The 6338-nt window shown below is 47.4% G+C and carries 9 protein-coding genes; 8 read left to right on the plus strand and 1 reads right to left on the minus strand.

Annotated elements, in window-relative coordinates:
• Nucleotides 1-5 precede the first annotated feature (5 nt).
• The gene (locus tag LC093_RS20585) at nucleotides 6-89 is read left to right on the plus strand and encodes a hypothetical protein (RefSeq protein ID WP_413231504.1); all 84 of its coding nucleotides are present in this window, start codon (nucleotides 6-8) and stop codon (nucleotides 87-89) included.
• A gap of 152 nt (nucleotides 90-241) precedes the next feature.
• Nucleotides 242-523, plus strand: a complete 282-nt coding sequence (locus LC093_RS19890) for a hypothetical protein (RefSeq protein ID WP_226669139.1) — start codon at nucleotides 242-244, stop codon at nucleotides 521-523.
• 610 nt (nucleotides 524-1133) lie between these two features.
• Here the strand turns inward: LC093_RS19890 and LC093_RS19895 are convergent.
• A protein-coding gene (locus LC093_RS19895; protein ID WP_226669142.1) for an IS3 family transposase occupies nucleotides 1134-2296 on the minus strand; the annotation gives its coding sequence in 2 pieces (ribosomal slippage) (nucleotides 1134-2041 and nucleotides 2041-2296; 1164 coding nt in all).
• Between the two features lie 588 nt (nucleotides 2297-2884).
• On the opposite strand from LC093_RS19895, the gene LC093_RS19900 reads away from it, so the two are divergent.
• The 6 genes from LC093_RS19900 (at nucleotide 2885) to LC093_RS20590 (ending at nucleotide 6208) form a co-directional block, all read left to right on the plus strand.
• Nucleotides 2885-3223, plus strand: a complete 339-nt coding sequence (locus tag LC093_RS19900; protein WP_226669144.1) for a hypothetical protein — start codon at nucleotides 2885-2887, stop codon at nucleotides 3221-3223.
• Between the two features lie 963 nt (nucleotides 3224-4186).
• Nucleotides 4187-4486, plus strand: a complete 300-nt coding sequence (locus tag LC093_RS19905; RefSeq protein WP_226669147.1) for a hypothetical protein — start codon at nucleotides 4187-4189, stop codon at nucleotides 4484-4486.
• 159 nt (nucleotides 4487-4645) lie between these two features.
• Complete coding sequence (locus LC093_RS19910) at nucleotides 4646-4915, plus strand: hypothetical protein (RefSeq protein ID WP_226669150.1); 270 nt, start codon at nucleotides 4646-4648, stop codon at nucleotides 4913-4915.
• Nucleotides 4916-5070: 155 nt separating this feature from the next.
• A complete protein-coding gene (locus LC093_RS19915; protein WP_226669152.1) occupies nucleotides 5071-5448 on the plus strand; it encodes a hypothetical protein in 378 nt (125 codons plus the stop codon).
• A 93-nt stretch (nucleotides 5449-5541) separates the two neighbouring features.
• A complete protein-coding gene (locus LC093_RS19920) occupies nucleotides 5542-5838 on the plus strand; it encodes a hypothetical protein (RefSeq protein WP_226669156.1) in 297 nt (98 codons plus the stop codon).
• Between the two features lie 127 nt (nucleotides 5839-5965).
• Complete coding sequence (locus LC093_RS20590) at nucleotides 5966-6208, plus strand: zinc ribbon domain-containing protein (protein WP_413231517.1); 243 nt, start codon at nucleotides 5966-5968, stop codon at nucleotides 6206-6208.
• Nucleotides 6209-6338 lie beyond the last annotated feature (130 nt).

Raw genomic sequence — 6338 nt, forward strand, 5'->3', positions numbered from 1 at the left:
AATATATGCGCTACTACAACACTCAGAGATCGCATTCTTCAATTGGGTACGTTTCGCCTCAAGAATTTGAGTGTAAAATCAATTGCTAACAACTAGGTGTGTGCAAAAGCGGGTTAAGTCCCCAGCTTACTTTGCGCACCTTTTGCGCGGTCGCTGTGCTCCCATTTTCGCGCAAAATGCGCCCAAAGTAAGCTGCGGCTGAGCGCGGCGTTAAGTGCTCTATGGAGTCTGGTAGTTAATATTGAAGGTAGAATCAAAAATTGTTGAGGCTGTGGCTACTTTGCCTGCAATCGTTGTGGTTGCTTTATCTCTAAGTGCATTTTTGGAAGCTTCAGCGATTGTGTACTTGATCATCGTCTTTCTGGTTTTTGGAATCATGGGAGCTGCGTACCATAAATTTGTTGTAACTCGCTATCAAAATGGTGGTGTGGCAGGAGTCCTTCTGCTTCAGTGGCTACTAGGGCAAGTCGTAGTTGGCTCTCTATTATTTGCCTCGTTATGGTACTTTGGAGCTGGCACTTAACAAGCAGCGGCAGAGCGACAGCCAACGCTACGCACCTTTTGTGTTACTCGCTGGCACTCAAACATTAACACAAAATGCGCTCCGCGCTGGCTGCGCCTGCGCTGGGCGTTATGCAAGTTACGAGATCACATGGTTCAGTATTTTGATATTTTAGTGATTGATGGGGATTGGAATGGAGGACACCACGGGTCCTATCCGAAAATCTTGTCAGTTAATCCAGATCTCGAAAGCTCATTCTCGATTTCCGAAGGCTGGGGGCATGGTCTAGGAGGAGCTTCTTTTACTTTGAAAGAAATGGTAGACGGTGGGTTTGTCGAAATATTCAATCGAAGTGAGTCTCAAGAAATATACGACATTCTTATTCAAGCTAATAGATCGAGTAAATGTGGGAGAAAGTTGGCTAGTGAGCTGCTAGCGCGGTACGGTGAAAGTGCATAACAATGCCGGGCAATTTGCTATGGGCCTCCGGCCCTCCGCGGGACAGCTTACCTTGTGCACCTTTTGCGCAAGTCGCTGCGCTCCCATTTTTGCGCAAAACGCGCACAAGGTAAGCTGCCCCTGCCGGCAGCGTTAGCAGGTATACGCAGTGATAACTATAAATCTGTAGTGGTCAACTGTTTCCGGACAGTAAGTTAAGTTTTTCTTCTGCCTTTGCAGGCGGCATGCCATCGTTGTGTTGATGGGGACGTTCCCAGTTGTAGTAGGTCATCAGGTAGTAGCTGATGTCTCTGCTGGCCTCTGCAATTGAGGCGTAGCCGAGAGAAGGTACCCATTCACTTTTCAAGCTGCGAAATAGCCTTTCCATCGGTGCGTTGTCCCAGCAGTTACCACGGCGGCTCATACTCTGGATCATCCTGTAGCGCCATAGCCGCTGTCGGAATAGGCGGCTCGCATACTGGCTGCTTTGGTCTGAGTGAAACATGACTCCAGTCGGTTTACCTCGCTGCTCCCAAGCCATTTCCAGTGCTTTAACCGTGAGCGTGGCATCCGGCTGTTCTGAGATAGCCCAGCCAACGATACGGCGGGCATACAGGTCGATCACCGTAGCTAAGTAGCACCAGCGAGAACCGGCCCAGATATAGGTGATATCGCCGCACCACACTTGATTCGGCCGCGCCACATTGAACTGACGATCAAGCTCATTCGGTATATCCGGTCGCTCAACCGTGGCCTTCTTGTATTTGTGCGGGCCCGGCTGCTTGCAGATCAATCCAGCTTCACGCATCAAGCTGCGGACCTTAAATCGCCCAATAGTGATTCCCTGCTCGTTGAGCAGCCCCACGATTGTTCGACTGCCAGCAGCACTACGACTGCGCTTGAAAATCTCGTTCACCTTGGCGCGGAGTTGAACCCTAGGCGCATCAATCGAGGCCTGCCTGCTCTTATATTCGTAGTAGCATGATCGAGGTACTCCAAACGCTTCACAGACCAGATCCACAGGCTCTTGCTCACTTAATCGGTCTATCAGCGCGTACGATTCATCTCGTCGGACATCAAGAGAGCGGTAGCCTTTTTTAGTATCTCTTTCTCCCGCTCTAAGCGATTGATGCGGGCTTCAAGCTCCTGGATTCTCTGCTGCTCCGAGGTAAGGGCTTTACTTGTTGGCGTCTCTCCGCCGCGCTCAGCCTCCAGCTGCTTCACCCATCGTCGGATGACGTTGGCACCGACATCCAGCGAACGGCCGGCCTCAGATACGGAATATCCTTGATCCACAACCAAGCGGGCAGCATCCAGCTTGAACTCGGGAGAGAAGGATCGACGTTGTCTACTCATTGAACACCTCTGTCTCAGGCGGCAACTTTACCACCTAAATTGGTGTCCGGGATTAGTAGACCACTACATTTTTGCGCAATCAAGCGCACAAAGTAAGCCGCCCCTGAGCGCGGCGTTAACTGATGACATTAAGAACTGAGCTATGACCCTCACTAGGCAAAGTTTAATTGAAACAATTTGCATCATTACCCTTGTAATGTTGGTTATATATATCCTTGACGATGTGGTTCAAGTCTTGCCGATACCGAGAGGAGCAATAGCTACTTCTATTTTTGCGGGAGCATTTCTAGGTGTACCTGTATCATTGGTAAGCTGTTACCTAGGGTTGGGCAAAGGTGCTCCAAAGAGGTTTGTTTTCTACAAAGCCGTATTGTGGTTCGCGGTAGCAATCATTGCTATGTTCCTCTTAATAGTTTTGAGGAGCGGGATCTGAAACTGCAACAGTTAACAATGCCAGGCAAAATGCTCCGGGCCTTCGGCCCTCCGCGGGACAGCTTACCTTGTGCACGTTTTGCGCGGTCGCTCTGCTCCCATTTTGCGCAAAACGCGCACAAGGTAAGCTGCCCCTGCTGGCGGCGTTAACTGTACATGAAGAAAAAAGAGATAAATTTAGGCGCGCTAGAATCGAAATTCTATGAAAAGAGCGGAGAGGAGTATTACAAGGTTAATGCTATCTTCGGAACACAGATATCATTTAGCTTCGATAATCCGGTTAGACGCGTTCAGGTAGAAGAGTGTTCAGAAAGTAGCCTAATAATTCATGGAAAATACATGAGCTTGAAAATGGAGTTCTCCGAGCTTTCTCCGGGATTGCAAAAATGTAGAGTAAAACCCTATATGCTCGGATTTTTCCCAATAGGAATCTATTTTGGTCAAATATCGTGCTCTAATAAAAAGTACCTGCTTGAGCGCTTCGGAAACAGTTAACCAAGCCAGGCAGTACGCTCCGGCGCTACGCGCCTCCGCAGGACGGCCCACGCTATGCGCTTCGCGCATAAACAGCGTAGGCCGCCTCTGCTGGCAACGTTATATTTTCGGAGAGTATGTGAGCAAAAGAAAAATAGTAATTCTCTCGGGGCTAGTTTTTCCCCTGATTACCTATATGCTCACCACGTACTGGCACTCCTTGAAAGGTTATGATGGTAAACATTGTGCAGGGTTACTTGATGCGGTTTGGGAATGTACAAGGTTTGAGTACTATCTTGATTGGCTCTTGAGTCCATTCTCAATGCCAGTTTTGTTTTTCTACTACGTTGTATCAGCCGTTGTAACTCCGTTGGCATTGTGGTGGGTAAAAAAAATATAACAATCAGCGGCAGAGCGACAGCCAACGCTACGCACCTTTTGTGTTACTCGCTGGCGCTCAAACATTAACACAAAAAGTGCTCCGCGCTGGCTGCGCCTGCGCTGGGCGTTATAACTCGAGGGAATGAACCATAAAAAATTGCCCTTATTGCACAAATACATTGCCCTTCTTCAATCTGATAAGGCAGCGGCTCACTTTTTCTGAATCAAAAGCATTAGTCTGCTCAAGCTGTGCATCGGTTATATCCAAAAGAGGGGGAGCCAGTATGTGGCCGTCTATAGCCATTGGATCGACTGGCGGTTATCTCCTGGGGAAATTTATGGGAGGTTTTAGCCTTAAGGCCATATTGCTCTCGTTTATTGTAGGGTTGACTTTGTTCATCATATCATCCTACCTCACGGCACCAATCCGCGATGCATAGCGCAAGTTATAACAAGGCGAGGCATTTCGTTCCGGCCCTGCGGGCCTCCACCGGGCAGCTTACTTTGTTCACTTTATGCGCAGTTCGCTTCGCTCTCATTTTCGCGCATAAAGCGCCCAAAGCAAGCTGCCGCTGCTCGCGGCGTTAGAAATTCGGATAAGTTATGAAGAAATCACCTCAGAATACAACAGTGTTTATCGAGATAAGTCTTATTTATGAAGATTTTGTAGACTCTCTGAGAGACACAGGGGCAACAACAAAAGAAAAGTTCTTAGTCTTACTGTTTTCTCCAATTATGCTTCCTGTTGCTATGCTCGGAGTAATGCTGGGGATTGAAAGAGCTATCTCTTGTATGTTGGGAATATTCGTTTCATTCTTATGCTTAGCAGCTTTAGCTGGCTATTTTTTTATTACATACGGGCCATATTTAATTCAGCAGCTAAATACATACGTTAATGGGTAAATTTCTAACAAGGTGCGGCAGACCGACGTCTTACTTTGCGCACTTTTTGCGCAGTCGCTACGCTCCTATGTTCGCGCAAAAACTACGCAAAGTAAGCCGCCGCTGCGCACGGCGTTAAGTGTTCGAGCTACCTAAAGAATTCAAGAGGGAACTAGAAGTATGCCAACAACGACGGTAATTGGAGAGTTGGAAGGCGAGCGCCTAATCGTAGAAAATACGTGGTTTAGCGGCATTCGCTTGTTTCACGGTGAAAAAATGATTGGTGTAAATAACCAAATATTCTCTGTAAGCAAAGATAGTCCGTTAATACGGAAGGAAATCGTTGTTGGTGGAGTCAGTCGGCTAGTAGAGGTATTCGCTGTTGCTTTGCTCACGGTCAAGATTCAACTGAAGGTCGACGGCCAGCACGTAGCGGGGCATCGGCTATAAAACACTTAACAATCACGGGCAGTAAAGCTCCGGCCCTTCGGGCCTCCGCGGGACGGCTTATCTTGTGCACATTTTACGTGGGTCGCTACGCTCCCATTTTCGCGCAAAACGCGCGCAAGGTAAGCCGCCCCTGCCGTGGGCGTTAACTCACACACATGAACGAACTTCTGGCGTTATTCAGCCCATTTTTTATAGGGCTCTTTATCTACATCAAAGATTTTGGCTTGTCATGGCCTCAGATAAAGCAGGATTTTGGGTTTTCTGAGATATGTGCAACAGTGATTATGGTGGGAAATACGGTCTACCTATATTCGAATATAGAAAATTATCCATGTGAAGCATGCATGCGCTCATCTTATATGCGCTCATTGTTTAATCTTGGCATTGGCTATGCACTTACACAATTTCATGTCGCAGCTTCAGGCATGGTATTTGACGATCTGGCGTCAAGGATGCGGAGTGCGATTGTAGCAATTATAGGCTGGGGAGTTATGCTATTTGGTATGTTCGTACTGCATGGATTTTGGAGTTAACAAGCGGTTGTAATCGCCGCGAAAGAAGCGGCTGGGACGGATTACGCTACGCTCCAGCCGTCCCTAAACCGAACGTTATGTGTCAGTGAGATAGTGAGTACGATTAACATGGAATATCTAATAAAAGAAGGAAGGGAGTTACTTCAGAACCTTGAAGATCTCGCAAGCTCTTACCATGTGAAGTCGGATATGCATGAAAAATTAAGCTGGGAGACTGTCGGGATCGGCGGAATGCTAAGCCAATTAGTTTCAGGCAGTGAATTAACTCACTCTTTGATTTCAAGTAACTTGGAGAAAGAATGGGGGCAAGAGCTTGTAGATTCTCATCCTGATCTGTTCAAGAGAGTTTATAGGTTCCGTGATGCATACTACCGCGCGAAAAACACATAACAATCAGCGGCAGAGCGACAGCCAACGCTACGCACCTTTTGTGTTACTCGCTGGCGCTCAAACATTAACACAAAATGCGCTCCGCACTGGCTGCGCCTGCGCTGGGCGTTATGTTTTCGGATAGCTGATGTTCCCATTTCAATGGAGTTTTAAAAGGGCTGAATCAAAGTATCCCTGCGTAAACTGCGGGTACTGGGTAGAGATCACAATGAATCATTGCCCAAATTGTGGTCACAAATTTAGCCCTGATGACCTGACTGAAATGATTAGGGTCTATGAGAAAAATAGAGAGGAAAACAAATTTTCCTTTATAGTTCCTGCACTGATAGTTGTAGCAATAATATTTGTGGTCTATTTTTGGGGGCGGTAGTGGCGTCAAAACATAACAAGTGACTATGGCTCTGAGTCAACCGCTTAGGCCATATTTCCCTCCCAGGCAGTACCATTTCGTACCATGCTGTTGAGGATAACAATCATCTTGCGCATACATGCCACCAGAG

Source organism: Microbulbifer aggregans (assembly GCF_020524005.1).
In the GTDB taxonomy this organism is placed as follows: Bacteria; Pseudomonadota; Gammaproteobacteria; order Pseudomonadales; family Cellvibrionaceae; genus Microbulbifer; species Microbulbifer aggregans_A.

Bases quoted from the DNA above. Each gene is read 5' to 3' on its own strand.
- LC093_RS20585 (WP_413231504.1), top strand. From the start codon at position 6: ATGCGCTACTACAACACTCAGAGATCGCATTCTTCAATTGGGTACGTT.
- LC093_RS19905 (WP_226669147.1), top strand. From the start codon at position 4,187: ATGAAGAAATCACCTCAGAATACAACAGTGTTTATCGAGATAAGTCTT.
- LC093_RS19915 (WP_226669152.1), top strand. From the start codon at position 5,071: ATGAACGAACTTCTGGCGTTATTCAGCCCATTTTTTATAGGGCTCTTT.
- LC093_RS19910 (WP_226669150.1), top strand. From the start codon at position 4,646: ATGCCAACAACGACGGTAATTGGAGAGTTGGAAGGCGAGCGCCTAATC.
- LC093_RS19900 (WP_226669144.1), top strand. From the start codon at position 2,885: ATGAAGAAAAAAGAGATAAATTTAGGCGCGCTAGAATCGAAATTCTAT.
- LC093_RS20590 (WP_413231517.1), top strand. From the start codon at position 5,966: ATGTTCCCATTTCAATGGAGTTTTAAAAGGGCTGAATCAAAGTATCCC.